This is a genomic window from Vibrio sp. Y51_MX_L26, assembly GCF_024181935.1.
GTDB classification, from domain to species: Bacteria; Pseudomonadota; Gammaproteobacteria; order Enterobacterales; family Vibrionaceae; genus Vibrio; species Vibrio diabolicus.
In genome coordinates this window covers 53,031-79,138 of sequence record NZ_JAMZAS010000007.1, presented here as the reverse complement: position 1 = coordinate 79,138, position 26,108 = coordinate 53,031, and the positions used below count along the sequence as shown (strand labels likewise).

At 44.3% G+C, this 26,108-nt stretch carries 37 protein-coding genes; 14 read left to right on the top strand and 23 right to left on the bottom strand.

The features are described 5' to 3' along the window. Positions 1–6: 6 nt before the first annotated feature. From rpsE to rpmE, 20 genes are all read right to left on the bottom strand, one after another. Positions 7–510 (bottom strand): 30S ribosomal protein S5, encoded by a 504-nt coding sequence (gene rpsE / locus NL645_RS15595; protein ID WP_004745894.1) that lies wholly within the window; start codon positions 508–510, stop codon positions 7–9. Between the two features lie 14 nt (positions 511–524). Then, positions 525–878, bottom strand: coding sequence for a 50S ribosomal protein L18 (rplR, locus tag NL645_RS15590; protein ID WP_005379568.1), 354 nt, complete (start codon positions 876–878; stop codon positions 525–527). Between the two features lie 9 nt (positions 879–887). Continuing rightward, on the bottom strand, positions 888–1,421 hold the full coding sequence (gene rplF, locus NL645_RS15585; RefSeq protein WP_005379570.1) for a 50S ribosomal protein L6: 534 nt from the start codon (positions 1,419–1,421) through the stop codon (positions 888–890). A gap of 13 nt (positions 1,422–1,434) precedes the next feature. Next, entirely contained in the window at positions 1,435–1,827 is a 393-nt protein-coding gene (gene rpsH / locus NL645_RS15580; RefSeq protein WP_005379572.1) for a 30S ribosomal protein S8, read from the bottom strand. Between the two features lie 29 nt (positions 1,828–1,856). Then, positions 1,857–2,162: a 30S ribosomal protein S14 gene (rpsN, locus tag NL645_RS15575; protein WP_004410442.1), complete on the bottom strand. Its 306-nt coding sequence runs from the start codon at positions 2,160–2,162 to the stop codon at positions 1,857–1,859. 17 nt (positions 2,163–2,179) lie between these two features. After that, positions 2,180–2,719 carry a 50S ribosomal protein L5 gene (rplE, locus tag NL645_RS15570; protein ID WP_005379573.1) on the bottom strand — a complete coding sequence of 180 codons (540 nt, stop codon included), beginning with the start codon at positions 2,717–2,719 and terminating at the stop codon, positions 2,180–2,182. A gap of 23 nt (positions 2,720–2,742) precedes the next feature. Beyond that, positions 2,743–3,060, bottom strand: a complete 318-nt coding sequence (rplX, locus tag NL645_RS15565) for a 50S ribosomal protein L24 (RefSeq protein ID WP_005379574.1) — start codon at positions 3,058–3,060, stop codon at positions 2,743–2,745. Between the two features lie 13 nt (positions 3,061–3,073). After that, a complete protein-coding gene (gene rplN, locus NL645_RS15560; RefSeq protein ID WP_004410450.1) occupies positions 3,074–3,445 on the bottom strand; it encodes a 50S ribosomal protein L14 in 372 nt (123 codons plus the stop codon). Between the two features lie 162 nt (positions 3,446–3,607). Then, positions 3,608–3,862 (bottom strand): 30S ribosomal protein S17, encoded by a 255-nt coding sequence (gene rpsQ, locus NL645_RS15555; RefSeq protein ID WP_140367210.1) that lies wholly within the window; start codon positions 3,860–3,862, stop codon positions 3,608–3,610. Beyond that, complete coding sequence (gene rpmC, locus NL645_RS15550) at positions 3,862–4,053, bottom strand: 50S ribosomal protein L29 (protein ID WP_005379576.1); 192 nt, start codon at positions 4,051–4,053, stop codon at positions 3,862–3,864. Before rpmC ends, rpsQ begins: the two co-directional genes overlap by 1 nt. Then, positions 4,053–4,463 (bottom strand): 50S ribosomal protein L16, encoded by a 411-nt coding sequence (rplP, locus tag NL645_RS15545; protein ID WP_005379577.1) that lies wholly within the window; start codon positions 4,461–4,463, stop codon positions 4,053–4,055. Before rplP ends, rpmC begins: the two co-directional genes overlap by 1 nt. An 11-nt stretch (positions 4,464–4,474) precedes the next feature. Further along, positions 4,475–5,173 carry a 30S ribosomal protein S3 gene (rpsC, locus tag NL645_RS15540; protein WP_005383161.1) on the bottom strand — a complete coding sequence of 233 codons (699 nt, stop codon included), beginning with the start codon at positions 5,171–5,173 and terminating at the stop codon, positions 4,475–4,477. Positions 5,174–5,191: 18 nt separating this feature from the next. Further along, on the bottom strand, positions 5,192–5,524 hold the full coding sequence (gene rplV, locus NL645_RS15535) for a 50S ribosomal protein L22 (protein WP_005383164.1): 333 nt from the start codon (positions 5,522–5,524) through the stop codon (positions 5,192–5,194). Between the two features lie 10 nt (positions 5,525–5,534). Next, positions 5,535–5,813 (bottom strand): 30S ribosomal protein S19, encoded by a 279-nt coding sequence (gene rpsS / locus NL645_RS15530; protein WP_004394525.1) that lies wholly within the window; start codon positions 5,811–5,813, stop codon positions 5,535–5,537. A gap of 21 nt (positions 5,814–5,834) precedes the next feature. Next, on the bottom strand, positions 5,835–6,659 hold the full coding sequence (gene rplB / locus NL645_RS15525; RefSeq protein ID WP_005383168.1) for a 50S ribosomal protein L2: 825 nt from the start codon (positions 6,657–6,659) through the stop codon (positions 5,835–5,837). Between the two features lie 15 nt (positions 6,660–6,674). Then, the gene (rplW, locus tag NL645_RS15520; RefSeq protein WP_004398471.1) at positions 6,675–6,977 is read right to left on the bottom strand and encodes a 50S ribosomal protein L23; all 303 of its coding nucleotides are present in this window, start codon (positions 6,975–6,977) and stop codon (positions 6,675–6,677) included. Continuing rightward, positions 6,974–7,576 carry a 50S ribosomal protein L4 gene (gene rplD, locus NL645_RS15515; protein WP_005379556.1) on the bottom strand — a complete coding sequence of 201 codons (603 nt, stop codon included), beginning with the start codon at positions 7,574–7,576 and terminating at the stop codon, positions 6,974–6,976. Before rplD ends, rplW begins: the two co-directional genes overlap by 4 nt. A 17-nt stretch (positions 7,577–7,593) precedes the next feature. Continuing rightward, the gene (rplC, locus tag NL645_RS15510) at positions 7,594–8,223 is read right to left on the bottom strand and encodes a 50S ribosomal protein L3 (protein ID WP_005379555.1); all 630 of its coding nucleotides are present in this window, start codon (positions 8,221–8,223) and stop codon (positions 7,594–7,596) included. A gap of 14 nt (positions 8,224–8,237) precedes the next feature. Then, the gene (gene rpsJ / locus NL645_RS15505) at positions 8,238–8,549 is read right to left on the bottom strand and encodes a 30S ribosomal protein S10 (RefSeq protein ID WP_004410492.1); all 312 of its coding nucleotides are present in this window, start codon (positions 8,547–8,549) and stop codon (positions 8,238–8,240) included. Between the two features lie 455 nt (positions 8,550–9,004). Then, positions 9,005–9,226 carry a 50S ribosomal protein L31 gene (gene rpmE, locus NL645_RS15500; protein WP_005379546.1) on the bottom strand — a complete coding sequence of 74 codons (222 nt, stop codon included), beginning with the start codon at positions 9,224–9,226 and terminating at the stop codon, positions 9,005–9,007. 296 nt (positions 9,227–9,522) lie between these two features. Between rpmE and priA the strand changes: the two genes are divergently transcribed. From priA to hslU, 5 genes are all read left to right on the top strand, one after another. Then, the gene (gene priA, locus NL645_RS15495; protein WP_140367211.1) at positions 9,523–11,727 is read left to right on the top strand and encodes a primosomal protein N'; all 2,205 of its coding nucleotides are present in this window, start codon (positions 9,523–9,525) and stop codon (positions 11,725–11,727) included. Between the two features lie 302 nt (positions 11,728–12,029). Continuing rightward, complete coding sequence (gene cytR / locus NL645_RS15490) at positions 12,030–13,058, top strand: DNA-binding transcriptional regulator CytR (RefSeq protein ID WP_257978021.1); 1,029 nt, start codon at positions 12,030–12,032, stop codon at positions 13,056–13,058. A gap of 222 nt (positions 13,059–13,280) precedes the next feature. Next, positions 13,281–13,829, top strand: coding sequence for a cell division protein FtsN (ftsN, locus tag NL645_RS15485; protein ID WP_025998522.1), 549 nt, complete (start codon positions 13,281–13,283; stop codon positions 13,827–13,829). A gap of 115 nt (positions 13,830–13,944) precedes the next feature. Next, positions 13,945–14,496: an ATP-dependent protease subunit HslV gene (gene hslV / locus NL645_RS15480; protein ID WP_253652007.1), complete on the top strand. Its 552-nt coding sequence runs from the start codon at positions 13,945–13,947 to the stop codon at positions 14,494–14,496. 23 nt (positions 14,497–14,519) lie between these two features. Then, entirely contained in the window at positions 14,520–15,851 is a 1,332-nt protein-coding gene (gene hslU, locus NL645_RS15475) for an HslU--HslV peptidase ATPase subunit (RefSeq protein ID WP_017633435.1), read from the top strand. Between the two features lie 163 nt (positions 15,852–16,014). On the opposite strand, the gene NL645_RS15470 is transcribed toward hslU, so the two are convergent. Continuing rightward, positions 16,015–16,239, bottom strand: coding sequence for a hypothetical protein (locus tag NL645_RS15470; protein ID WP_064353571.1), 225 nt, complete (start codon positions 16,237–16,239; stop codon positions 16,015–16,017). A gap of 403 nt (positions 16,240–16,642) precedes the next feature. On the opposite strand from NL645_RS15470, the gene radC reads away from it, so the two are divergent. The 4 genes from radC (at position 16,643) to NL645_RS15450 (ending at position 19,637) form a co-directional block, all read left to right on the top strand. Then, the gene (radC, locus tag NL645_RS15465; protein ID WP_064353570.1) at positions 16,643–17,116 is read left to right on the top strand and encodes a DNA repair protein RadC; all 474 of its coding nucleotides are present in this window, start codon (positions 16,643–16,645) and stop codon (positions 17,114–17,116) included. Beyond that, positions 17,113–17,544: a DUF2787 family protein gene (locus tag NL645_RS15460; RefSeq protein WP_213972386.1), complete on the top strand. Its 432-nt coding sequence runs from the start codon at positions 17,113–17,115 to the stop codon at positions 17,542–17,544. Before radC ends, NL645_RS15460 begins: the two co-directional genes overlap by 4 nt. 114 nt (positions 17,545–17,658) lie before the next feature. Then, positions 17,659–18,483, top strand: coding sequence for a YafY family protein (locus NL645_RS15455; protein ID WP_140367278.1), 825 nt, complete (start codon positions 17,659–17,661; stop codon positions 18,481–18,483). Continuing rightward, positions 18,480–19,637: a hypothetical protein gene (locus tag NL645_RS15450; protein WP_253652005.1), complete on the top strand. Its 1,158-nt coding sequence runs from the start codon at positions 18,480–18,482 to the stop codon at positions 19,635–19,637. Before NL645_RS15455 ends, NL645_RS15450 begins: the two co-directional genes overlap by 4 nt. 375 nt (positions 19,638–20,012) lie before the next feature. Here NL645_RS15450 and NL645_RS15445 read toward each other — a convergent pair whose 3' ends face one another. Next, entirely contained in the window at positions 20,013–20,669 is a 657-nt protein-coding gene (locus NL645_RS15445) for an inovirus Gp2 family protein (protein WP_173646025.1), read from the bottom strand. Between the two features lie 408 nt (positions 20,670–21,077). On the opposite strand from NL645_RS15445, the gene NL645_RS15440 reads away from it, so the two are divergent. The 3 genes from NL645_RS15440 to rraA all read left to right on the top strand — a co-directional run bounded on the left by NL645_RS15440 (position 21,078) and on the right by rraA (position 23,510). After that, the gene (locus tag NL645_RS15440; RefSeq protein ID WP_253652004.1) at positions 21,078–21,881 is read left to right on the top strand and encodes a hypothetical protein; all 804 of its coding nucleotides are present in this window, start codon (positions 21,078–21,080) and stop codon (positions 21,879–21,881) included. Between the two features lie 128 nt (positions 21,882–22,009). Next, on the top strand, positions 22,010–22,927 hold the full coding sequence (locus tag NL645_RS15435) for a 1,4-dihydroxy-2-naphthoate polyprenyltransferase (RefSeq protein ID WP_206953603.1): 918 nt from the start codon (positions 22,010–22,012) through the stop codon (positions 22,925–22,927). 76 nt (positions 22,928–23,003) lie between these two features. Further along, positions 23,004–23,510 carry a ribonuclease E activity regulator RraA gene (rraA, locus tag NL645_RS15430; protein WP_213972383.1) on the top strand — a complete coding sequence of 169 codons (507 nt, stop codon included), beginning with the start codon at positions 23,004–23,006 and terminating at the stop codon, positions 23,508–23,510. A 137-nt stretch (positions 23,511–23,647) separates the two neighbouring features. On the opposite strand, the gene zapB is transcribed toward rraA, so the two are convergent. Beyond that, positions 23,648–23,890, bottom strand: coding sequence for a cell division protein ZapB (gene zapB, locus NL645_RS15425; RefSeq protein ID WP_005379536.1), 243 nt, complete (start codon positions 23,888–23,890; stop codon positions 23,648–23,650). 348 nt (positions 23,891–24,238) lie between these two features. Here zapB and glpX point away from each other — a divergent pair, with 348 nt between their 5' ends. Next, positions 24,239–25,246 (top strand): class II fructose-bisphosphatase, encoded by a 1,008-nt coding sequence (glpX, locus tag NL645_RS15420; RefSeq protein ID WP_253652003.1) that lies wholly within the window; start codon positions 24,239–24,241, stop codon positions 25,244–25,246. 214 nt (positions 25,247–25,460) lie between these two features. Next, entirely contained in the window at positions 25,461–26,081 is a 621-nt protein-coding gene (locus tag NL645_RS15415) for a metalloregulator ArsR/SmtB family transcription factor (RefSeq protein ID WP_253652002.1), read from the top strand. Positions 26,082–26,108 lie beyond the last annotated feature (27 nt).

Below are 26,108 nucleotides of genomic sequence, written 5' to 3'. Positions count from 1 at the left end.
GTGTTCTTACTCCGAAATAGATTCAACAGTTAGACCACGTTTAGCAGCAACCATTTCTGGTGACTTCATGCTACCTAGTGCATCGATCGTTGCACGAACGATGTTGATAGGGTTCGTAGAACCGTACGCTTTAGATAGTACGTTGTGTACACCAGCAACTTCTAGTACTGCACGCATCGCACCACCTGCGATAACACCAGTACCTTCTGCAGCAGGCTGCATGTAAACTTTAGAGCCCGAATGGCGACCTTTCACTGGGTGGTGAAGAGTGCCTTCGTTTAGAGCGATCGTAGTCATATTACGACGCGCTTTTTCCATTGCTTTTTGAATCGCTGCAGGTACTTCACGAGCTTTGCCGTAACCGAAACCTACACGACCGTTACCGTCACCAACTACTGTTAGTGCAGTGAAGCTCATGATTCGACCACCTTTAACCGTTTTAGAAACACGGTTAACTGCGATTAGCTTTTCTTGCAAATCATTCGCTTGAACTTGTTGTTCTTTAGCCATCTTCCAACCCTACCTTAGAATTTCAGACCAGCTTCGCGAGCAGATTCTGCTAGCGCCGCTACTCGACCGTGGTATTGGAAACCAGAACGATCAAATGCAACTGCAGTTACGCCCTTCTCTAGAGCGCGCTCAGCAATAGCTTTACCCACTGCTTTAGCTGCATCAACGTTACCAGTGTATTTCACTTGCTCACGGATCGCTTTTTCTACAGTAGAAGCTGCTGCGATAACCTCAGAGCCGTTAGCCGCGATAACCTGTGCGTACACGTGACGAGGAGTACGGTGTACAACTAGGCGAGTCGCACCCAGTTCTGCAATCTTACGACGTGCACGTGTAGCACGACGGATGCGAGATGCTTTCTTATCCATAGTGTTACCTTACTTCTTCTTAGCTTCTTTAGTACGCACATTTTCATCTGCGTAACGAACACCTTTGCCTTTGTATGGCTCAGGCTCACGGTAAGAACGAATGTCAGCCGCAACTTGACCAACTAGTTGCTTGTCAGCACCAGTGATCACGATTTCAGTTTGGCTTGGACATTCAGCTTTAATACCCGCTGGCAACTCGTGCTCAACTGGGTGTGAGAAGCCTAGTGTTAGACCTACAGCGTTGCCTTTGATAGCAGCACGGTAACCTACACCTTTAAGAGTTAGCTTCTTAGTAAAGCCTTCAGTAACACCAACAACCATGTTGTTAACTAGAGCGCGAGCAGTACCTGCTTGAGCCCATGCGTTAGCAACACCTTCTTTAGGACCGAAAGTCAGGTTATTTTCTTCCTGAGCGATTACAACTGCGTTGTTAAGAACGCGAGTTAGTTCGCCTTTCGCACCTTTTACAGTGATTTCTTGGCCGTTTAGTTTCACCTCTACGCCAGCTGGAATAGCGACAGGTGCTTTTGCAACACGAGACATAGTCTACTCCTTATTAAGCTACGTAAGCGATGATTTCACCACCAAGACCTGCTTTACGTGCAGCGCGGTCTGACATAAGACCCTTGGAAGTAGAAACGATAGCAATACCAAGACCACCCATTACAGAAGGAAGTTCATCTTTCTTCTTGTAAACACGTAGACCTGGACGAGAAACACGTTTAAGTTGCTCGATTACTGGTTTAGCTTGGAAGTACTTAAGTGTAACTTCTAGCTCAGGTTTTGCTTCGCCTTCAACAGCGAAGTCAACGATGTAACCTTCAGCTTTTAGTAGTGCAGCAATTGCAACTTTAAGCTTTGAAGAAGGCATTTTTACAGCAACTTTGTTTGCTGCCTGACCGTTACGAACGCGGGTCAGCATATCCGAAATCGGATCTTGCATGCTCATATGATTTACTCCAAATGATTAAGTGGCAATTACCAGCTAGCCTTACGAAGACCCGGAATCTCGCCTTTCATGCAAGCTTCACGAACCTTAATACGGCTTAGACCGAACTTACGTAGGTAACCGTGTGGACGACCAGTTTGGTTGCAACGGTTGCGCTGACGTGATGCACTTGAATCACGTGGAAGAGATTGCAGTGTAAGAACCGCGTTCCAACGATCTTCTTCAGATGCGTTTACATCGCTGATGATAGCTTTTAGCGCTGCACGCTTTTCAGCGAACTTAGCTACTAGCTTCGCACGTTTTGCTTCACGTGCTTTCATTGAATTTTTAGCCATAACAGTAACCCTTCACCTTACTTACGGAATGGGAAGTTAAAGGCAGCCAGCAGAGCACGGCCTTCCTCATCAGTACCAGCAGACGTCGTAATAGTGATGTCTAGACCGCGTACTCGATCAACTTTATCAAAGTCGATTTCCGGGAAGATGATTTGCTCGCGAACGCCCATGCTGTAGTTACCGCGACCGTCAAAAGACTTAGCGCTAACACCACGGAAGTCACGTACACGTGGAAGAGCGATGTTAATTAAACGCTCAAGAAAATCCCACATACGTTCGCCACGCAAGGTTACTTTACAACCGATAGGGTAGCCTTCACGGATTTTGAAACCTGCAACAGATTTGCGCGCTTTTGTGATAAGTGGCTTTTGACCAGAGATCGTTGCCATATCAGACGCTGCATTTTCTAGCAGTTTCTTATCGTTGATTGCTTCACCAACACCCATGTTTAGGGTGATTTTCTCGATTCTAGGGACTTGCATGACGCTTGTGTAACCGAACTGTTTGGTCAGTTCAGCGACTACAGACGACTTGTAGTAATCATGCAGTTTCGCCATAGTAGAACTCCAAATTACTTCTATTAGTTAGAAACGGTTTCGCCGTTAGACTTGAAGAAACGAACTTTTTTGCCGTCTTCAAAACGGAAACCGATACGGTCAGCTTTACCAGTAGCTGCGTTAAAGATAGCCACGTTAGAAACGTCGATAGCTGCTTCTTGCTCTACGATACCGCCTTGGATACCCATAGCTGGAACAGGTTTCTGATGTTTCTTAACTAGGTTGATACCTTCAACGATAACTTTACCAGTTGCTAGAACCTTAGTTACTTTACCTTTCTTGCCTTTGTCTTTACCAGCAAGAACGATTACTTCGTCATTACGACGGATTTTAGCTGCCATTTCTACGTGCTCCTTACAGAACTTCTGGAGCCAGTGAAACGATCTTCATGAACTTATCGCCACGAAGTTCGCGTGTCACAGGACCAAAGATACGTGTACCGATTGGTTGCTCAGTATTGTCGTTTAGCAATACGCAAGCATTTCGGTCGAAGCGAATGACAGAACCGTCAGGACGACGTACGCCTTTACGGGTGCGCACTACCACCGCCTTCAGAACATCACCTTTTTTAACTTTACCGCGAGGGATTGCTTCCTTCACAGTAACTTTGATGACGTCACCGATATGTGCATAACGGCGGTGAGAGCCACCCAGAACCTTAATACACATTACGCTGCGTGCGCCTGAGTTATCAGCTGCGTCCAGCATACTTTGCATTTGGATCATGTTAGTGCTCCGCTAAATATTAATAACTAGACCCATCACGGGTCGGGCTGCCTCTTTAAAAGGGACGCGAATTGTACCACCCTTTTTTGTGATTGGGTAGTCAAAAAATAAACGGCTCCAAAAATATTTTGGAGCCGCTTTAGTTTCATAGAATTAACGAGATTAAATCTTCGCCTTTTCTAGAACTTTTACCAAAGTCCAAGACTTAGTCTTAGACAGTGGACGACACTCTGCGATTTCAACTGTGTCGCCTAGGCCACACTCGTTGTTCTCGTCATGTGCGTGTACTTTAGTCGTACGTTTTACGTATTTACCGTAGATTGGGTGTTTTACGAAACGTTCGATAGCAACAGTGATAGACTTGTCCATCTTGTCGCTGATTACACGACCTTGTTGAGTACGTTTTACTTCGCTCATTATGCGCCTGCCTTCTCAGTCAAAACAGTTTTCACACGTGCGATATCACGGCGTACAGCTTTCAGAGTATGAGTTTGCTGTAGCTGACCAGTCGCAGCTTGCATGCGCAAGTTGAACTGTTCACGTAGCAAATTCATTAGCTCAGCGTTAAGCTCTTCAACGCTTTTCTCGCGTAGATCTTGTGCTTTCATCACATCACCTGCTTAGTTACAAATGTAGTTTTGAAAGGCAGTTTACGTGCCGCAAGACGGAACGCTTCACGTGCCAATTCTTCAGGTACACCACCCATTTCGTACATAACCTTACCAGGTTGGATTTGGGCTACCCAGTACTCAACGTTACCTTTACCCTTACCTTGACGAACTTCAAGTGGTTTTTCTGTGATTGGTTTGTCTGGGAACACACGGATCCAGATTTTACCTTGACGCTTAACGTGACGTGTCATTGCACGACGTGCCGCTTCGATTTGACGAGCAGTTAGACGACCACGGCCAACAGCTTTAAGACCGAATTCGCCGAAGCTTACATCAGTACCTTTAGCTAGACCACGGTTACGACCAGTCTGAACCTTACGGAACTTAGTACGTTTAGGTTGTAGCATCTGTCGACTCCTTACTTACGGCCTTTACGCTGCTTCTTAGGCTTGTCGCCTTTAGGCTCTACAGCGTTAGCTGCTGGCATACCACCTAGGATTTCACCTTTGAAGATCCAAGTTTTAATGCCGATCACACCGTATTGAGTGTGAGCCGAAGAAGTTGCGTAATCAATGTCAGCACGTAGAGTGTGTAGAGGCACACGGCCTTCACGGTACCACTCTGAACGTGCGATTTCAGCGCCGCCTAGACGACCGCTTACTTCCACTTTGATACCTTTAGCGCCTAGGCGCATTGCGTTTTGTACTGCGCGCTTCATAGCACGGCGGAACATAACACGACGCTCTAGCTGAGACGCGATGCTGTCACCAACAAGTTGCGCATCTAGTTCAGGCTTACGTACTTCAGCGATGTTAATTTGCGCTGGTACACCTGCAATTTTAGCTACAGCTGCGCGTAGCTTCTCAACGTCTTCACCTTTCTTACCGATAACAACGCCTGGACGAGCAGTGTGAATAGTCACACGGATGCTCTTAGCAGGACGCTCGATAACGATACGTGATAGAGACGCTTTTTTCAGTTCACTTGTAAGGAACTGACGTACCTTGAAGTCGCCGTCTAGGTTGTCAGCGAAATCTTTGGTGTTAGCAAACCATGTAGCATTCCAAGGCTTAACGATGCCTAGACGAATACCATTTGGATGTACTTTTTGACCCATTGCTTACTCTCCTAGTCTCTAGCGATCTGCTACAACAACAGTGATGTGGCTTGAACGCTTCAAGATACGATCCGCACGACCTTTAGCACGAGGCATAATACGCTTCATGGTTGGGCCTTCATCTACAAAGATTTTTGCGACATTCAGATCGTCAATATCTGCACCTTCGTTGTGCTCCGCGTTAGCGATAGCAGACTCTAGAACTTTCTTAACTAGTGCAGCAGCTTTTTTGTTGCTGAACGTTAGGATTTCTAGAGCTTGGTCAACAGATTTACCACGGATTAGATCCGCAACTAAGCGAGCTTTCTGAGGCGAAATGCGAGCAAAGTTATGTTTAGCAATTGCTTCCATTATCTACTCCTTAGCGCTTCTTAGCTTTCTTATCCGCAGCGTGACCGCGGTAAGTGCGTGTTGGTGCGAATTCACCCAGTTTGTGACCGATCATTTCATCAGTTACAAATACTGGTACGTGCTGACGACCATTATGGACAGCGATGGTCAAACCGATCATCGTAGGGATGATCATTGAACGACGGGACCAAGTCTTAATAGGCTTTTTGTCTCCGCTTTCCACCGCTTTCTCTACCTTCTTCAGCAAGTGTAGGTCAATAAAAGGACCTTTCTTGAGAGAACGTGGCATGGCGATTCCTCTTTATATAGATTACTTGTTACGACGACGTACGATGTACTTGTCAGTGCGTTTGTTCTTACGAGTCTTGAAGCCTTTAGTAGGCATACCCCAAGGAGATACTGGGTGACGACCACCAGAAGTACGGCCTTCACCACCACCATGTGGGTGGTCAATCGGGTTCATTACAACACCACGAACCGTTGGACGGATACCGCGATGACGTGATGCACCTGCTTTACCAAGTTCACGTAGCATGTGCTCAGAGTTACCAACTTCACCGATTGTTGCACGGCCTTCAGAAAGAACTTTGCGCATCTCGCCAGAACGTAGACGGATAGTTACGTACGCACCGTCGCGAGCAACGATTTGAGCGTAAGCACCAGCCGAACGAGCTAGCTGACCACCTTTACCAGGCTTAAGTTCAACGTTATGTACTGTTGAACCTACTGGGATATTACGCATTGGTAGAGTGTTACCAGCTTTGATTGGTGCATCAACACCAGACTGAATAACATCACCAGCTACAACACCTTTAGGTGCTAGGATGTAGCGACGCTCACCGTCTTTGTAAAGAACTAGAGCAATGTTTGCGCTACGGTTTGGATCGTATTCAAGACGCTCAACTGTCGCTGGAATACCATCTTTAGTACGTTTGAAGTCAACTACACGGTAGTGATGCTTGTGACCACCGCCGATGTGACGTACTGTGATACGACCCTTGTTGTTACGACCACCGTTCTTAGAGTTTTTCTCTAGAAGAGGTGCGTATGGCTTGCCCTTGTGTAGGTCAGCGTTAACAACTTTAACAACGTGACGACGACCAGGGGAAGTCGGCTTACATTTAACAATAGCCATTTTTAACTACTCCTGTTATTCCGCGCCGCCAACGAAGTCAAGATCTTGACCTTCTTTCAAAGTAACGTACGCTTTCTTAACGTCGCTGCGGCGACCTTGGCGTAGACCTTGACGTTTGGTCTTACCCTTAGTGATAAGAGTATTTACAGACTTAACTTCAACTTCAAATAGCTTTTCTACAGCTGCTTTGATCTCTTTTTTAGTCGCATCTTTAGCTACTTTGAAAACGATAGTGTTCGCTTTCTCAGCTGCCATAGTTGCTTTTTCAGAGATGTGCGGTGCACGTAGAACTTTTAGGATACGCTCTTCAGTGATCATGCTAGCATTTCCTCTACTTGCTTAACTGCTTCTGCAGTCATTACAACTTTGTCAAACGCGATTAGAGATACTGGATCGATACCAGCAACATCACGTGCGTCAACTTTGTATAGGTTACGAGCAGCTAGGAATAGATTCTCATCTACTTCGCTAGTCACGATTAGAGCGTCAGTTAGCTCAAGCTCTTTAAGCTTAGCAACTAGCTCTTTAGTCTTTGGTGCTTCAACTGAGAAGTTATCAACAACGATTAGACGCTCTTGACGAACAAGCTCAGAAAGAATGCTCTTCATAGCACCACGGTACATTTTTTTGTTTACTTTTTGGCTGTGATCTTGTGGTTTCGCAGCAAAAGTAACACCACCTGTACGCCAGATTGGGCTACGGATTGTACCAGCACGCGCACGGCCAGTACCTTTTTGACGCCATGGCTTAGCGCCACCGCCAGAAACTTCTGAACGTGTTTTTTGAGCACGAGTACCTTGACGAGCACCTGCTGCGTACGCAACAACTACTTGGTGTACAAGAGCTTCGTTAAACTCACGTCCGAAAGTAGTTTCGGAAACAGTTAGTGCATCGGCACCTTTAACCATTAGTTCCATTACTTACTCCTGAGACGTTATGCTTTAACAGCTGGTTTAACGATCACGTTGCCGCCAGTTGCGCCTGGGACTGCACCTTTAATAAGAAGCAGGTTGCGCTCAGCGTCAACACGTACGATCTCTAGGTTTTGAGTCGTTACACGCTCAGCACCCATGTGACCTGCCATTTTCTTGCCTTTAAATACGCGACCTGGAGTCTGACATTGACCGATAGAACCAGGAGCACGGTGAGACAATGAGTTACCGTGAGTCATATCTTGAGTACGGAAGTTCCAACGCTTAACAGCGCCTTGGAAACCTTTACCCTTAGATGTACCAGTAACGTCTACTTTCTTAGTTTCGTTGAATAGTTCAACAGTTAGTTCTGAACCAACTTCGAACTCTTCGCCGTTTTCTAAACGGAATTCCCAAAGACCGCGACCAGCTTCAACGCCAGCTTTAGCAAAGTGACCTGCTTCAGCTTTGTTTACACGGTTAGCTTTCTTAGAACCAGCTGTAACCTGGATTGCTGCGTAGCCGTCAGTTTCAAGAGTTTTCACTTGAGAAACACGGTTAGCTTCAACCTCAACAACTGTTACTGGGATAGAAACGCCTTCTTCAGTAAATACGCGGGTCATGCCCACTTTACGACCGATTAGACCAATCATACTTCTAATCTCCCTTAACCTAGGCTAATTTGAACGTCAACGCCCGCAGCAAGGTCTAGACGCATTAGAGCATCAACAGTCTTGTCTGTTGGCTCAACGATGTCGATTAGACGCTTGTGAGTACGGATTTCGTACTGGTCACGTGCTTTCTTGTTAACGTGTGGAGAGATAAGAACTGTGAAACGCTCTTTACGAGTTGGCAGTGGGATTGGACCACGAACCTGTGCGCCAGTGCGCTTAGCTGTTTCAACGATTTCCGCTGTAGAAGCATCGATTAGTTTGTAATCGAAAGCTTTTAGGCGGATACGGATACGTTGGTTCTGCATGAGACAGAGCTCCAAATTTAATAAATTACACAAACAATATCGCCACTCAAACTCGTCAAGACGAGAGAATGCCGATTGATTTATGTGAAACCGTAGCATCCAAGATTAGGACGCATTGTCAGTTAATTTTCGATTAACTATCCCTATATGCCAAAGTCACCTTTGAGGATAGTTTTTCCGAAGAAAAGATAGCTAATTGTATTAACCGCGAACATAAGCTGAGTATACATTACCTCACAAATCCTTAGATTTGCTCGCTCCTCACTGCTCATTGGTTCACAACTGGCTTAACCAGTGCGCTGCATTATACAGATCACACTTTAGGTTGCAAGCACTGAGTGAAAAATAATCGAGACTATTCCAAACCCTATACATGCCCCTTCGCTTGGTAGCCATTAAACAAAAAGGACGCCGAAGCGTCCTTTTCTAAACTGTAATCGTAATAGCGGCTGCTATTATTTCTTACCGCTTGATAGTGCACCGAAACGCTTGTTAAAGCGATCAACACGGCCGCCTGTATCAACGATACGTTGCTTACCAGTGTAGAATGGGTGACACTTGTCACATACGTCTAGGTGGATAGACTCTTTACCTAGAGTAGAGTTGAACTCAAAAGAGTTGCCGCAAGAACAAGTCGCTTTTACTGCTTTGTATTCTGGGTGGATACCAGCTTTCATGGGATAACCTCAATAGTAGGCCGTGTCGCTATACGAATCTAAGCCGCACACCACACGCAATTAATAATAAAATGGGATACCGCATCAACTAATTGCCGAAGCCATATCTCAAGGCGCGATATAGTAAAGAATCACATTGCTCGGATCAACACATTTGGCAACTTTTTCGCCACTTTTTTAGCCAGACTAATCATAGAGGCACGATTCACGCTGAATCATATTGCTTTACTCGAATTTCCATACCGATTTTAATAGACTCTCATTTCCTTTCCCTCTTTTTTAATAGCTAAGAATTTATGCGTCCAACCATTGCTAGAGTGGCATTACCCGTTCCGCTCGACAAACAATTTGATTACGCCATTCCGGGGCACCTGTTTCCGATCATTGGTGGACGCGTTTCCGTACCTTTTGGACGCCAAACGTTAGTTGGCATCGTCACCGCGATGGTTAATCACTCGGACTTTCCCAAAGATCAACTCAAGCCAATCAAAGCAGTTCTTGATTCTCAGCCGATATGGTCTGAAAAGCTTTATTCGTTGCTGACTTGGTGCAGCCAGTTCTACCAATACCCACTTGGAGATACGCTACACAATGCGATGCCAGCAGCTCTACGTAAAGGAAAGCCTGCAGATTTTGCGACGCTACAAGAGTGGCAAATTACCGAATCCGGTAAAGACAAGCTGATGCAAGGGCTTGATCGTCGAGCGGTCAAACAACAGAAGGTCTTGCAAATGTTGGTTAACGGCGCTTTGCCTCACCAGGAATTTGTCGACCAAGAGATAGCCTCAACAGTACTAAAGTCTTTAGAAGAGAAAGGCTGGATTGAACGAATCGAGAAGAAGCCTGCAATCATCCAGTGGGGACAGCACGTTGAATGCGACGTCGAGAAGCCAAAGCTCAACCACGAACAAGCGCTGGCTATTGCGAGTGTAAATAGCCAAACAGGTTTTGCTTGCTATTTATTAGAGGGAGTAACTGGCTCTGGTAAAACAGAAGTTTACTTAAACCTTATCAAGCCAGTTTTAGAGCAAGGGAAACAAGCATTAGTTTTAGTACCTGAGATCGGTCTAACGCCCCAAACCATCAACCGCTTTAAACGCCGTTTTAATGTGCCAGTTGACGTCATCCACTCCGGGTTAAACGAGACGGAGCGTCTGAATGCGTGGCTTTCTGCACGCGACAAAGCGGCCGGAATCATTATCGGCACACGCTCTGCCCTACTCACTCCCTTTGCGGATCTGGGCATCATTATTGTCGATGAAGAACACGACTCCTCATATAAGCAACAAGACAGCTTGCGCTACCACGCTCGTGATGTCGCGGTCATGCGTGCGCACAAGGAGCAAGTGCCTATTGTTCTGGGCTCAGCCACACCTGCACTGGAGACATTGCACAATGCCTTGTCAGGCAAGTATCACCATTTAACACTAACCCAACGAGCTGGCTCTGCCGTACCAACCACCAATAAAGTGTTAGATGTAAAAGGTCAGTATTTAGAAAGTGGCTTATCTGCCCAACTGATTGCCGAAATGCGCAAGCATTTAAAAGCTGGCAATCAAGTAATGTTGTTTCTTAACCGCCGAGGCTTTTCGCCCGCTTTGATGTGCCATGAATGCGGTTGGATTGCAGAATGTAAACGCTGTGATGCGTACTATACGTTCCACCATTACAGCAACGAAATACGCTGCCATCACTGCGGCTCACAACAACCGGTAATTCATCAGTGTCAGGGGTGTGGTTCAACTCAACTGGTTACCGTCGGCGTAGGAACGGAACAACTCGAACAACAATTGGCTCAGTTATTTCCAGAATACAACGCTATTCGCATCGACAGAGACAGCACACGTCGCAAAGGTAGTTTGGAAGATGCCCTTGAATCAATTCGTAAAGGTGAACATCAAATTCTGATTGGCACCCAAATGCTGGCTAAGGGGCACCATTTTCCAAATGTAACGCTCGTTGCTCTTTTGGATGTTGATGGCTCTCTCTATAGTAGCGACTTCCGCGCTTCCGAGAGACTAGCGCAGTTGTTTATTCAAGTCGCAGGTCGTGCCGGCCGCGCAAGTAAACCTGGCGAGGTTATCCTACAAACCCACCATCCTGAGCACAGCTTGCTGCAGGCCCTGCTTCAAAAAGACTATCGCCACTTTGCTATGACTGCTCTGGAAGAACGCAAACTGGCTCAGCTTCCGCCTTATAGTTTCTTGACTCTGTTCAAAGCAGAGGCAAACCAAAGTGAGGTAGTTGAAGACTTCCTGCGTCAGGTTCGTTTTACGTTAGAGTCACACCCTCTGTTCGATGGTTCTTGTATGGTATTAGGCCCAACTCCTTCACCTTTGGCTAAGCGGGCTGGTAAATACCGCTGGCAACTATTACTACAAACTCAACATCGTTCATTGATGCAAAAGTTATTAACCAGTGCCAAACCTGCTATTGAGTTGTTGCCAAATGCTAAGAAAGTACGCTGGAATTTAGACATAGAACCACAAGATCTCAGCTAGCAAACGTTTAACTATGTAATGAATTACCATTTAATGTGACCAAAATCACACCAAGATTGCAATTTTTGTTAAACAGACCGTAACTTTCACTTTAGAAATGAATAGACTATCCAAATTAGAAAAGTCTAAAGTGACTTGTTTGCACAGGCTTAAATTAAAACAATGACTATTCCCATAAATTGATATCGCGGTGAAGAATCCATTTTCCCACTCGTTAACACGAACTGAGCGAAGAGCAAACACAGCTCTAACTCGGTTGATTACTCTGATTTCAAACCGGAATAACGTCACCTTGGCAAAAAATAAATGAGAGGTTAAAAACTATGGCGACAATGAAGGATGTTGCCCAGCTTGCGGGAGTGTCTACGGCTACGGTATCTCGAGCCTTAATGAATCCAGAGAAGGTCTCTTCTTCTACAAGAAAGAGAGTAGAAGAAGCCGTACTTGAAGCGGGTTATTCTCCAAACTCATTAGCGCGTAACTTACGTAGAAACGAATCAAAAACCATTGTTACTATCGTTCCCGACATCTGTGATCCTTATTTTTCTGAAATTATTCGCGGTATTGAAGATGCAGCCATGGAACATGGCTATCTAGTCCTTCTGGGCGATAGCGGACAACAGAAGAAACGCGAAAGCTCTTTCGTTAATCTCGTATTTACTAAGCAGGCAGATGGAATGCTACTGCTTGGTACAGATCTACCATTCGATGTCAGTAAGCCAGAACAAAAGAACTTACCTCCGATGGTAATGGCGTGTGAATTTGCGCCTGAACTCGAGCTTCCGACAGTACATATTGACAACCTGACCTCAGCATTTGAAGCGGTGAATTACCTGACCCAATTAGGTCATAAAAGCATTGCTCAAATCTCTGGACCAGATACAGCAATATTGTGTCAGTTCCGCCAACAAGGCTACCAACAAGCCCTGCGCCGTGCCGGCATCAATAAAGATCCACAATATAGTGTCATTACTGAATTCTCTTTTGATGGCGGAGCAAAAGCCGTTCGTAAACTGCTCGAATTGCCAGAGCCACCAACGGCTATTTTCTGTCACTGTGACACAATGGCCATCGGCGCAATTCAAGAAGCGAAAAAGCTTGGCTTACGAGTCCCGCAAGATCTCTCTGTTGTGGGCTTTGATGACATTAACTTCGCTCAGTACTGCGATCCACCGTTGACCACTATCTCTCAGCCTCGCTATGAGATTGGTCGACAAGCAATGCTAATGATGCTCGAGATGTTAAAAGGCCACGACGTGCATTCAGGCTCGCGTCTGCTTGAAACTAATCTCGTCATTCGCGGAAGTGCAGCGCCACCACAGCGCCCTTAACCTAAAGATTAGTATTCATCCCTAAAGCGGTGCTAAGGCGCCGCTTTTTATTTACCCTCCTGCTTTTTGTGTATCCCTGAATAAATATAAGCGAGAACTGAAACACACCCCTATACTCGGGCGTTGTCGCGCTTTAGCTATCAAGATTCTATCAATAGGGTGTTTTCTCAACTCGTTCTGGATTAACATATTTGCAAGAATCCTTGATGACCAGAAATAACCGTGGCAAATAGAGATTATGTAAGACGGGGGCGAGGCGCCCCAAAAAAGTCGACAAAAAAACAGCCGCCGATAAGAAAAAAGCCTTGGCGTAGTGGTCTGCTCGCTATCTTGCTAGTGGGTAGTTTTGGCTATGGTCTTTACCTTTTGAGTAGCGATCCAGAACCTAAACAGCCTGTAGTGAAACAGCCAACAACCACTGTAAGTAAACCAAAACCGAAAAAAGATTTGCCGCCACCACCAGAAGAAAAATGGGAATATGTTGAGTCACTACCGAAACGTGAAGTTGAAGTTGTGGCCAAAGAAATTGAAGTTTCTAAAATTCCTTACATCATGCAGTGTGGCGCGTACAAAACCCAGGCACAAGCAGAAGAGCGCAAGCTTGCAATCGCATTCCAAGGGATGTCGAGCAAGATTCGTAAGAAAGAAGGCAGTTCATGGTATCGCGTGGTACTAGGTCCGTATAAGTTCAAACGTGATGCAGAACGTGACCGTCATAAACTGCAACGCGCGAAAATCGAGCCGTGCGCGATTTGGAAAGAAAATCTTTAAACTCAGGCCCTAGGAGCTAAGATCCTAGGGCCTTTCTTTTTGCCCCCTTGAATCCCCATTTCTCCTCCCCCATATACTGAATTAAATCCAAAGAGAAATAATCAAGAGGTCGACTGTGACTACCATTGTATCTGTACGTCGAAATAATAAAGTCGTCATCGCGGGTGATGGCCAAGTATCTCTAGGCAATACCGTAATGAAAGGTAATGCGCGCAAAGTTCGCCGCCTATACAACAACCAAGTACTAGCGGGCTTTGCCGGCGGTACTGCGGATGCCTTCACCCTTTTTGAGCGCTTCGAAAGCAAACTGCAAATGCACCAAGGTCACCTAACCAAAGCAGCAGTTGAGCTAGCCAAAGACTGGCGTAGCGATCGTGCTCTGCGCAAGCTCGAAGCCTTACTTGCCGTTGCCGACGAAACCGCATCGTTAATCATTACCGGTAATGGTGATGTCGTACAGCCAGAACACGACCTGATTGCGATTGGCTCTGGTGGTGCTTACGCACAAGCAGCAGCAACCGCCCTACTAGAAAACACAGATCTAGATGCTCGTGAGATCGCGGAAAAAGCTCTCAATATCGCGGGTGATATTTGTGTGTTCACTAACCATCACCACACGTTAGAAGAGCTAGACTCAACAGTAGAGCCTGAAAAACCAACCGCGTAATCGTAACGAAGTAAGGAAAGAATATGTCTGAAATGACGCCTCGCGAAATCGTTCATGAATTGAACCGCCACATTATCGGTCAAGAAAAAGCCAAGCGTTCGGTTGCGATTGCACTTCGCAACCGCTGGCGCCGCATGCAGCTTGAAGAAAACTTGCGTGCCGAAGTGACGCCCAAAAACATCTTGATGATTGGTCCTACTGGTGTTGGTAAGACCGAAATCGCACGACGCCTCGCAAAACTGGCAAATGCCCCTTTCATCAAAGTTGAAGCGACAAAATTCACCGAAGTGGGTTACGTTGGTAAAGAAGTTGAAACCATCATCCGTGATCTAACAGATGTCGCGGTAAAAATGACGCATCAACAAGCGATGGAAAAAGTGAAATTCCGCGCAGAAGAGCAAGCGGAAGAACGTATTCTTGATGCGCTACTGCCACCGGCACGTGATAGCTGGGGTCAAGCAGAGCAAACGGAAGAGTCTTCTAACACTCGCCAGATCTTCCGTAAGAAACTGCGTGAGGGCCAACTAGACGATAAAGAAATTGAACTCGACGTAGCCGCACCACAAATGGGTGTAGAGATCATGGCGCCTCCTGGTATGGAAGAGATGACTAACCAGTTGCAAGGCATGTTCCAAAACCTCGCTGGCGACACTAAGAAAAAACGTAAGCTGAAAATCAAAGACGCAATGAAAGCGTTAGCGGAAGAAGAAGCGGCGAAACTGGTAAACCAAGAAGAGCTAAAAGAAGCAGCGATTTTCAACGTTGAAAACAACGGCATCGTATTTATCGATGAGATCGACAAGATCTGTAAACGCGGTGAGAGCTCAGGCCCAGACGTTTCACGCGAAGGTGTTCAGCGCGACCTACTTCCATTAATTGAAGGCAGCACAGTATCAACCAAGCACGGCATGGTAAAAACAGACCACATTCTGTTCGTTGCATCTGGTGCATTCCAAGTGGCAAAACCGTCTGACTTGATCCCAGAGTTGCAAGGTCGTCTACCAATTCGTGTTGAGCTAGAAGCACTAAGCAGCAACGACTTCAAACGCATTCTGACAGAACCAAAAGCCTCTCTAACAGAGCAGTACGTTGCGTTGATGAAAACGGAAGATGTGGACATCGAATTCACAGAAGACGGCATCACGCAAATCGCGGAAGCGGCATGGACGGTCAACGAAAGCACAGAAAACATCGGTGCTCGTCGCTTACACACCGTAATGGAACGCTTGATGGATGAAATCTCTTACGACGCAGCGGAGCAATCTGGCGCTAAATTCGTTATTGATTCCGCTTACGTGAAAGCGCGCCTAGGCGATACGATTGAAGATGAAGATCTAAGCCGATTTATCCTATAAATAGTAAGATTCAATTAGCCTAGTGAATTACATTGTGTAAATGTGCACACTTGGAAACTTTCATTTGGTTAATGTAAGTTCATTTAAGCCATTACCGTCACGCCACTTTTAATAGGGATGACACTGTGTAATGGCTTTCTTTATCTACCTAAGATTTTGTAGCTTATAGTTCGTCACAATGCTCGTTAGGTTTGACAGTAAGGTCTTGCAAAGATGTGGATTGCACTGTTTGGTCAAGCAATGCTGCTGATGTTCCAACCAAAACAGACACAACAACACCACTAGATGTAATAGTTCCTTTCGGACCAAATACTGGCGCAGAAGCGATCACACCTGCAACACTCGCTGTTCCAGTAATAGCCCTACCAAGCGTTTGATACAAAGACATAAAAACTCCATTATTAATAAGTAGAAAAAGGGTTGCCGTCGGCAACCCTTTTTATGGAAAAACAAACTTTGCAACGTCTCGTTATCTAACAAGAGCACCGTATGCATCAAATGATATATATTTATAAATTTCCAACATCCGTACTCTTATTAGGTGAACTTAATTCTATCGTTCACTTCACAACTTTTATCTCTCCATTATTGAACAGTCTCCTAAGTCAAAGTAGGTAACAGCAATTTCAACATAGCCAGAACTAAATAGTCTAAGCTCAAAATTAAATGTTCTCTGAAAACTTACTTAGTTGTTAAACATTTAGAATTCTTTCCAACTTCCCTTGGAATCAATTATTTTCAGATATATGTCCTCTTAGTGAAGTTCCTATCGTTTCACTCTTGGAGGACCTATGCCGACCGATAACCTTCACTACCATAAACAAAAGAAACACCAAGAAAATGAAATCCTAGAGCATGCTGCTGAAATCCTAGCTAACCGCTACGTTCGAGGTAATGCCCTTTGTAACCCTGAAGCAACCAAAGAGTATGTTCGATTCAAACTAGCCAGCGCGGAGCACGAGGTTTTCGCTCTGCTACTACTTGATAACCAGCACCGTGTCATCGAGTTTAAATCACTCTTTAAAGGCACCATTGACTCCGCCAGCGTTTATCCGCGCGAGGTCGTCAAAAGCGTCTTGGAAGTGAATGCAGCGGCAGTCATTCTGGCGCATAACCACCCTTCTGGTGACCCTTCCCCATCTCAAGCGGATAGGCGTATCACACGCAAGCTTATCGACGCTTTAGCGTTAGTGGATGTAAGGGTGCTTGACCATATCGTTGTGGGAGAAAGTAGTGTCTCGTTTGCAGAAAAGGGGTGGATATGATCAACACGATTTATGGTGGTGTTTCTTTAGCGCCACAATTGCGTCAGCAGTTGGAGAAGCTATTGAAGGGGTACTCTTTACCTGACAATGCCAAACAGTTGCTCTTGACTTGCCGCCAATTAAGCTACTACCGCCATGGCCGAGGCATTCACCCTGTTGAAGTGCAGTTCCAACGCACTGCAAGTTCAGAGCCCTGGCAGGTTGTCTTCTTTATCAGCTTTTCTTACCCATTTGAGAGCGCGCTCAACGTTCAGCCTGAACTGTACTTTCATCTTGCCAAGGGATGGTGTTATCAGCCCGATACAGGGGCGGTAAACCTTGAACATCCAGAAGTAATCGACCTTCTTCAGGTATGGATGAAAACGTTCGCTCGGCATCTTTCAAGCATGGATTTTGACGAAATCGATTTATCCATCGTTGGAAAGTAAGCCTCTGCCCCCTTAATCACGACACTTCATGACGTAGGTGTGACAAATTTCGTCGTATCATTTTTGCTTAAGGCATTGATACGACAAGCTTTGTCGCGCCTTTTTGATATTGTCATACCCAACAAAACGAACCTTGTTGAACTGACCATGACGCCACCTAACCAAACTCAGTATCACCTTGAGCTTATCTTGGCGATTTACAACCTTATTCCTTACAATAAGAAAGTCACCGCCAGGCAAATTCAAGCTCAACTTTCCCCGCTTGGTTTAGAGCGCTCCTTGCGTACTATCCAACGTAATCTGTCCGCTATCTGTGCCATGTTTCCCAATGTAATGGTGGATGATAGAGACAAACCCTTTGGTTACCAAAAAACCGAAACTCTGAAGATGAGCACGACGGCTCACGAAGCGGTATTGATCTATTGGCTCATCGAGTCAACCAAGCATCATCTGCCTAGCAGCCTTGCTCCACTCTTAGATGACCTCCTTTCGAACATAACTCCTGAAGACATCAATAACATTCAAAATCATTGGTCATCCAAAGTTCCTATCACAGCCCCAACCCCATTGAGTAAACACGCTCAAGTCGATATCCAAATTTTTCAGATTGTATGTCTAGCGACACTTCAACAACGTCTTATCTCATTAAAGATAAACAAAGGAGACGGCACTCTACGCCTAACTAACGTTCAACCAATAAGTCTCGTACTCCATCACGGCAGCCCTTATCTCGTTTGGCGTACACACACGCACACCAAGTTGAACACCTTACCTCTTTGCAACATCCAGGAGGCCACGATGTCGAGCTTTCGCTTTGAGCTTCAAACAGATGCGACTCTGCTCTCGTCTGAAGTTAAAGAGCTGTTTGATATCGCTGACTCTCATCTTGAATTAAACAAAATAGCAACCTCTAAAACTTATTATGGAGAAATAGAATGAACCTATCTAAACCCCTACTTACCATCGCTCTCTTTACTATTCCTTTCGCCTTAATCGGATGTGGCGGCTCTTCTGGCGGGCGTGACAATAACGACTCAGGGCAATCATATCAATTTGGTGGTGCAGTACAGAAAGGTCCTCTACAACCTGGTTCAGTCGTCACCGCTTATGAACTTAACCAAGACTTAGAAAAGACCGACATCTCTTACACCACTCAAATAGAGGACTATGAAGGTAATTACAACATGAATGAGCGATTCAATACGCCTTATGTCGAGCTCGTTGCACAGGGGAATTACTTTAATGAGCTGACAGGAAAAAGTGATGAGCAGATGCGCATGAGCGCTTTTGTCGATATGAACGCAACGACACAAGTGAACTTCAATGTTGCTACAGCGGCCATGAAAGCAAGTATCATGGCAAAGGTACAAGCCGGACAGACCTTTGAGGAGGCGGTGCATGAGGCGACCGCTGAGCTGCTAAGCCTTTACAGTTATGATCCTGAGCAATGGGCAGATGGCATTAACTTCTATAACGTCAACCTTTCTAACGCTGGCGATACCAGCACTGTGCTACTCGTGATCTCTGCAAGTACTTTAACTATGGCAACCGAAAACGGACTCACGTTAGAGCAACAAATCGAGAAAATTGGTCAGGTATTGTTAGAGCCTAACTCCGTTCAGTTTGAAGAAATGAAACAAGCTCTGACCAAGTACAGCCTAGCACTGTACAAAACAGCAGCTTACGAGAACACTCAGAAGTACTACGCAGACAACGGTCTAGACTTTGATATTCCACACGTAGATTACTTTATCGATGTTGATGGTGACGGCGTGTTACCTAACAAAGACTTACCTGTGTTTGCTTACACTGGCGGTGTTAATATCGGCTCTGATGAAATCGGAGGACTACGTCCAGCTGGTGCATGGGCTATCGACTACCAAGGTCGTCCTATGACATTCGAAGTTATTGGTGAATTCCAGCACGGTGAAATCGCATCAATTGAATACACTGATACTGGCGTTAGTATTTGGTATCGTCTAACGGATGTAGACTTTGAAGGTCAGTCATTCGAAGACTGCGTTACGGTTAATACAGTAAAGCCTGCACCTGCTAACTTTCCATGGAAGGCATGTGTAACTCTAACCAAATAGTAATCTTCAGCAGATCGAAAAAATAGGAGGCCTAGCTTCCTATTTTTTTGTCAGACTCCCAATGTCATTATAGAGCACAACGAAGCGTACTCAGAAATAATACATGAATAACTAAGTACGTGAGACGGCATTTACACTGACACAGACGTAGGGGCCTGAGAACGGATACCATTAACACTACTGATGTTATCGAGGCCAATCTACCAACAGTGCATGACCGTACCACCGAATGCTGCGTGCTTATTTAGCATACCCCGAATGGCAAGTTGAACCTAAGAGACCATATGCTTCTCCAGTTATCTCTACACTTATAATCAATCTATAGAGCAATCACGTTTCGAAATACTAAACAGATGAGCAGATTAATATTAGCTATCATCCCTGACTAGTTCCAAAGCAACGTTTTCCTTCACCATAATGCTTCGTTCTATTTTTGGCAAAGTAACTGAGTCTTGTAAAGAGGGCCTGGTATTTGTTCTCGAAGTCGTATTTATTTTGTTCTAAATAATGCGTACCTTTATAAACAAGTTGAACCAACCTATCTGTATTATCAACACACTTTCCTAGTGCGCTATTCCATGCATCCATAATGAGTCTTGCTAAACTTTCTTCATTATCTCTATAACCGCTACTCCAATATCTATCTTTATTAAAAAACAGGACAAGGTGATAGTGGTCATTTGTAGATTTATTCCTTTCCCTACACCAAACATACCGTAGGTGACATGGATATACCCTTTTACCACTCGCTTTCATTCTTTTTTCTTGCGCTTTTATTTTTGCCTTCAAGGATTCAAAGAATCGTTTAATGATATTTTTTTGATTAAATGTATTGTTCAAAATCTCATCTCTGAAAAGTATGTCTTTTTCACTGTCAGAAACAGGAAGTCTCAGATCCAGTCTTAACGCATGAACTCTCTTATAGTCTTTTAATACTTTAGACATGGTTAATATAATACGATCTAGATAGTGTGTATTGAGTTGATCGACCGGATAAAGAACCTCTAAACCTTTGTAAGTATAAGTCATCATTCATTCTCTTTGGTATTCATCCAAAGATATGAATTACTGTGTTATTTAATACATGGTATTTAAGGAGAGCATACCAATTCTACTGAGGTAGAGTGTGTAGGATATAAGTACTTAGTTAAGTGAGTATATACGGTTAACTATATATTTAATTATGTATGTATTTATGTATATTAACCATACCAACATATCTAGTAAGCGTTAATTCTAAGCCCCCTGTACAACACATGCGAAAGAGCGACTCTGAAGTTAGCTACAACCATGAATGATTAGTGACAATCAACTTTTAACTTACATCACTGAAAAAACTACATTGTAGTTTTGAAAGGTAAAGGTTGATCAGATTGAAACTACATTGTAGTAAATGTAAGATACTGGCTGATAAAAATTACTATTTAAGAGGGTTTAATTATGGAAGATTACGATGTAATGATTAAAGATGAAAACATGGGAAAGTTCTATACTAATCAGCTATCAACACATGGTATTAGAGCAGTATGGGACGAATCATTAAGTATTAAAGAAAATGAAAACATAATAAATACTACTCTTAAATCATACTCATTTGAATATTGCAAAAGGATTGTCGGGAAAATAGAAGAAAAATACAATTCAATTTTATACATAAAAAATGAAATACGAAAAAATGAAAGATTTTGTAATTTTTCATGGTTTTACATTCAAAAAAAACTATCCGGAAAACTATCATTAAATCCAAATGGAAGCAGTTTTAAAGAAAGAGTAGACTGGGTAGTATCATATATAAGAAAGGTAAATAGAAGCAAGCATAGCCATATTGAACTAGAGAGGGGGATTGTAAGAAAGTGGTATTTATCACTTGATAAAACTGAGATCATTTCATGGTTGAAAGATGATGAAGAAAAAATAAAGTGGGCATGGAGCTACATACTTAAACATGAGCCTTTGGTTATTAAATACATTTGGAATAATAAAAGCTCAACGCAAGACCTGAAAGATTTCATTATCGCTTTTTTTGATGCAATTGAAGAGAACAAAAGAGAAATCACTATTAAGAGGATAAAAAAGGCATGGGATCAAAAGAAGTTTAGAGATAAAATTCAATCTAAAAAGCAATATTGTATAAACTTATCTGAAAGCAGCAATGAAAAACTTAAAGCTATATCAATTTCAAAAAACATGAAAAGAAATAAAGTTATAGAATCACTCATAAATAATGAATACTTAAGGCTATAGGAACCTCGCTGTATTGCTTTTAATACTCATATTGGTTTACTTAATCGTCTCCTATTTGATTTAAGTTAATAGTGTACATAAAAATTTATGTCTATACTGGGCACATTGGTTACTAGCACGAAATTTCCATGAAACAATCTCTACAGATCTGGCTTGAAGCCGCTCGTCCAAAAACATTACCTCTGGCATTGGTCTCTATCTTAACTGGTAGCGTACTCGCCTACTCGGCAGGTCATTTTTCACTGACAATTGCCATCATGGCTTTCGTAACCGCGACATTGCTGCAAATTCTGTCCAACCTGGCAAACGACTATGGCGATACCGTTCAAGGTACAGATAACGACAAACGCCTCGGCCCATTACGAGCGATGCAGTCAGGCGCGGTAAGTGCGAAACAGATGAAACAGGCAATTATCTTTAACATCGTTCTGACCGCCATTTCAGGCTTGGTGTTAGTTTTCTATTCACTAAGTTCACTGGAAAGCATTGTCACTTTTATCGGGCTGGGAATTTTGGCCATTCTCGCAGCCATTGCTTATACCATGGGTAGTAAACCATACGGTTACGTGGGGCTTGGCGATATATCAGTGTTCTTGTTTTTTGGTCTACTCGGCGTATCCGGTACCTACTTCTTGCATACCGGTCACGTAGACACCACGCTATTCTTACCTGCTTTAGGCTGCGGTTTACTCGCCGTTGCAGTACTCAATATCAACAATATGCGTGATATAGAGAACGACCGAGAGTGTGGTAAACGCACGGTGGCGGTACGCTTAGGTCAACGTAAAGCCAAACAGTACCACTTTATTTTACTTAGCGGAGCTATCCTTGCCTTTGCGGCTTACTTGTTAATTCAAGACAAACCCGTTTGGATTAGCTTGCCATTTTTACTTAGTATTTATTTCGTGGCCGATCATGGTAAAGCGGTTTGGCATACACAAAAGCCCGCTCAGATAGCACCAATGATGCCAGTCATCGTGAAATGCTCTCTAGTCACCAACGTTTTGTTTGCAACAATTGTGGTAGCTCAAACTCTAGTAAGTTAAAAAAGGATTGTCATTGCATTGACTTAATGCCTAGATATACTCAAAGACAACCAATTTCTGTTTAGAAAGGTACGCTATGGAATACAATACCTCAGCACTCTGTGATATCTACCTCGATCAGGTAGATGTGGTTGAACCAATGTTCAGTAACTTTGGCGGCCGCGCTTCATTTGCCGGGCAAATCACCACCATCAAGTGTTTTGAAGATAATTCATTGATCCGCGAGACATTAGAGCAAGATGGACTTGGTCGCGTTTTGTTAATTGACGGTGGCGGTTCCCTACGTAAAGCCCTTATCGATGCAGAAATCGCGACCATTGCGGAAGAAAACGAGTGGGAAGGCATTGTCGTTTACGGTTGTGTTCGTGAAGTCAATGAACTTGAAGATATGAATTTAGGCATTCAAGCCCTCGCTTCTATTCCTGTTGGAGCGACCAGCCAGGGTATTGGTGAATTGGATGTACCAGTCAACTTTGGCGGCGTCAGCTTCTTACCTGAAGATTATATTTATGCCGATAGCACCGGAATTATCCTGTCGCCAGAACCATTGAATATTGATTTAGAGTTGGATGAAGAAGCATAGCGCGAGTCTTAGGTGTCTAAGTTATAGGGTCTTCTCTTAGCTATCAGCGCCTAGCCTTGTCTTAACATTTTCTACTTCCCTAAAACACAAACACCCGCTTAGCGCGGGTGTTTTTAATTTGGAATGAAGAAGCTGAATTATTCCACTTCGTCCATTTTGCCAAGTAGTGCACGAATGCGCTCTTGCCATTGTGCGTGCTCTTGCTGTGCTTGTTGTGCTTTTTGCTCTAGCTCTTCACGTTGAGAGCGAAGCTCGTTCGCTTCTTCCGCAAGTTTAGCTTTATCTTCTTTCAGCTCTTCGACTTCCATCTGAAGAAGAGTGATTGTGTCAACTGCAGTTTGAATTTTAGATTCTAGTTGTTCTAGTACTTCAAAAGACATCTTGGCCTACCTATGTTATTCCGTTGGGACGATGTGCGAGATTGATGCACACCTAACCTATATAAGGTTCATTCTACTCAGCGTCGCGATGAGAAACACTCACTATATTCGATATTTTGCATCATTCGGTCAAAAAATCAGCGCAATCTCACTAAACGCTGACTTTTCTTGTCGCCGAAGCATTTTTGAGCAAGGATTTTGCGTCCCGCTACTCTGAAAATCGCCCTAAGTATTGATCAAATTCAAGTTAGATAAAGTAAAAGCCTCGCAAAAAGGCAAACGTTTACTCGACCTTGTGATAGAATCGCCGCGCAAATTCTTCTTCCCTCTTGCTTACTTGGAGACATCATGAAACGCGATTTAGCAATGGCATTTTCCCGTGTGACTGAAGGTGCAGCTCTGGCTGGTTACAAATGGCTTGGCCGTGGCGATAAAAATGCAGCCGATGGCGCAGCTGTTGAAGTTATGCGCACGCTACTGAACAAAACAGATATCAGTGGTGAAATTGTCATTGGTGAAGGTGAAATCGATGATGCGCCAATGCTGTACATTGGAGAGCAAGTTGGTATTGGTGGTGATGAAGTGGATATCGCTGTCGACCCGATTGAAGGGACGCGTATGACGGCAATGGGGCAATCGAACGCACTAGCCGTACTTGCCGCAGGTGAGAAAGGCAGCTTTCTTAAAGCGCCAGATATGTACATGGAAAAACTGGTTGTTGGTCCTGGTGCAAAAGGCGTCATTGACTTAGAAAAACCGTTAAAAGAAAACCTAGAGAACGTAGCAAAAGCCCTGAACAAGCCACTTGATACCCTAGTCGTTATTACTCTTGCGAAACCTCGCCACGATGACGTTATTGCAGAAATGCAAGCAATGGGCGTACGTGTTTTTGCGGTGCCTGATGGTGACGTGGCTGCTTCTATTCTGACTTGTATGCCAGACAGTGAAGTGGACATGATGTACTGTATTGGCGGTGCGCCAGAAGGGGTTGTATCAGCAGCAGTAATTCGAGCGCTAGATGGTAACATGCACGGTCGCCTGCTTCCTCGTCATGAGGTAAAAGGCGATACTGAAGAAAACCGCATTTACGGCGCAGATGAACTAAAACGCTGCGATGAAATGGGCGTAAAAGCGAATGTTGTCCTCAAAATGGAAGACATGGCTCGTAGCGACAATGTGGTATTTTCAGCTACAGGCATCACTAAAGGTGACTTGCTGGAAGGTATCTCTCGTCAAGGCAATATTGCAACCACAGAAACGCTGCTCGTGCGCGGTCGATGCCGAACTATTCGCCGCATCAAATCGACTCACTACTTAGATCGTAAAGATCCAGAAGTACGCGATATTATTCTTTAAGCATTTCTCGAGGCTCTCGCTCAATCTGAGTTTGAGCCTTTCTTTCCGCACAGCCGGACAATAGATTCTGAATCACCTCGTTTCTCACTGTTCAGAGTGTATATATTGGTTCGCATAAACATAGCCCCTACAAATCCACACTCAAATTAAGTCAACACTTTTCTTTACTAACCCTATCGCGCATAATATCTACTGACGTATAAATGGTGGGTATATGAAGACCGTAGATAGGATATTGCAAATCGTTAAGCGTGACGGTTCCGTCACTGCAAAACAACTCTCCTCTGAGCTAGGTATGACAACCATGGGGGCTCGTCAGCACCTGCAAAGTTTAGAAGATGATGGCATTCTTTCTATCCATGACGTAAAAGTAAAAGTTGGTCGCCCTGCTCGTCATTGGTCTCTCACTCAAAAAGGTCATGAGCAATTTGCTGACCGTCACGGTGAGTTGACCATTCAGTTTATAGAAGCTGTCGAACATATCTTTGGCAAAGATGGACTGGAAAAAGTCACATCAGAAAGGGAAAAACTCACGTTACAAAGTTATCGTCAGCATCTTAAGCAATGCGACTCTCTGCAAAGCAAACTAGAAACACTCGTCACATTAAGAGAACAAGAAGGCTATATGGCAGAGCTCGAGAAAGATGAGAACGGATTTATCTTGATCGAAAATCACTGTCCGATTTGTAAAGCCGCAACTCGCTGCCCAAGCTTGTGCCAATCAGAATTAAGTGTCTTTCAGTCTCTACTTGGGCGTGACACCAAAGTAGAGCGTACCGAACACATCATTAGCGGCCAAAGACGCTGCGTTTACCGCATCCAACAACTGCAGTAACCACCATAAATAAACATCGACATACTG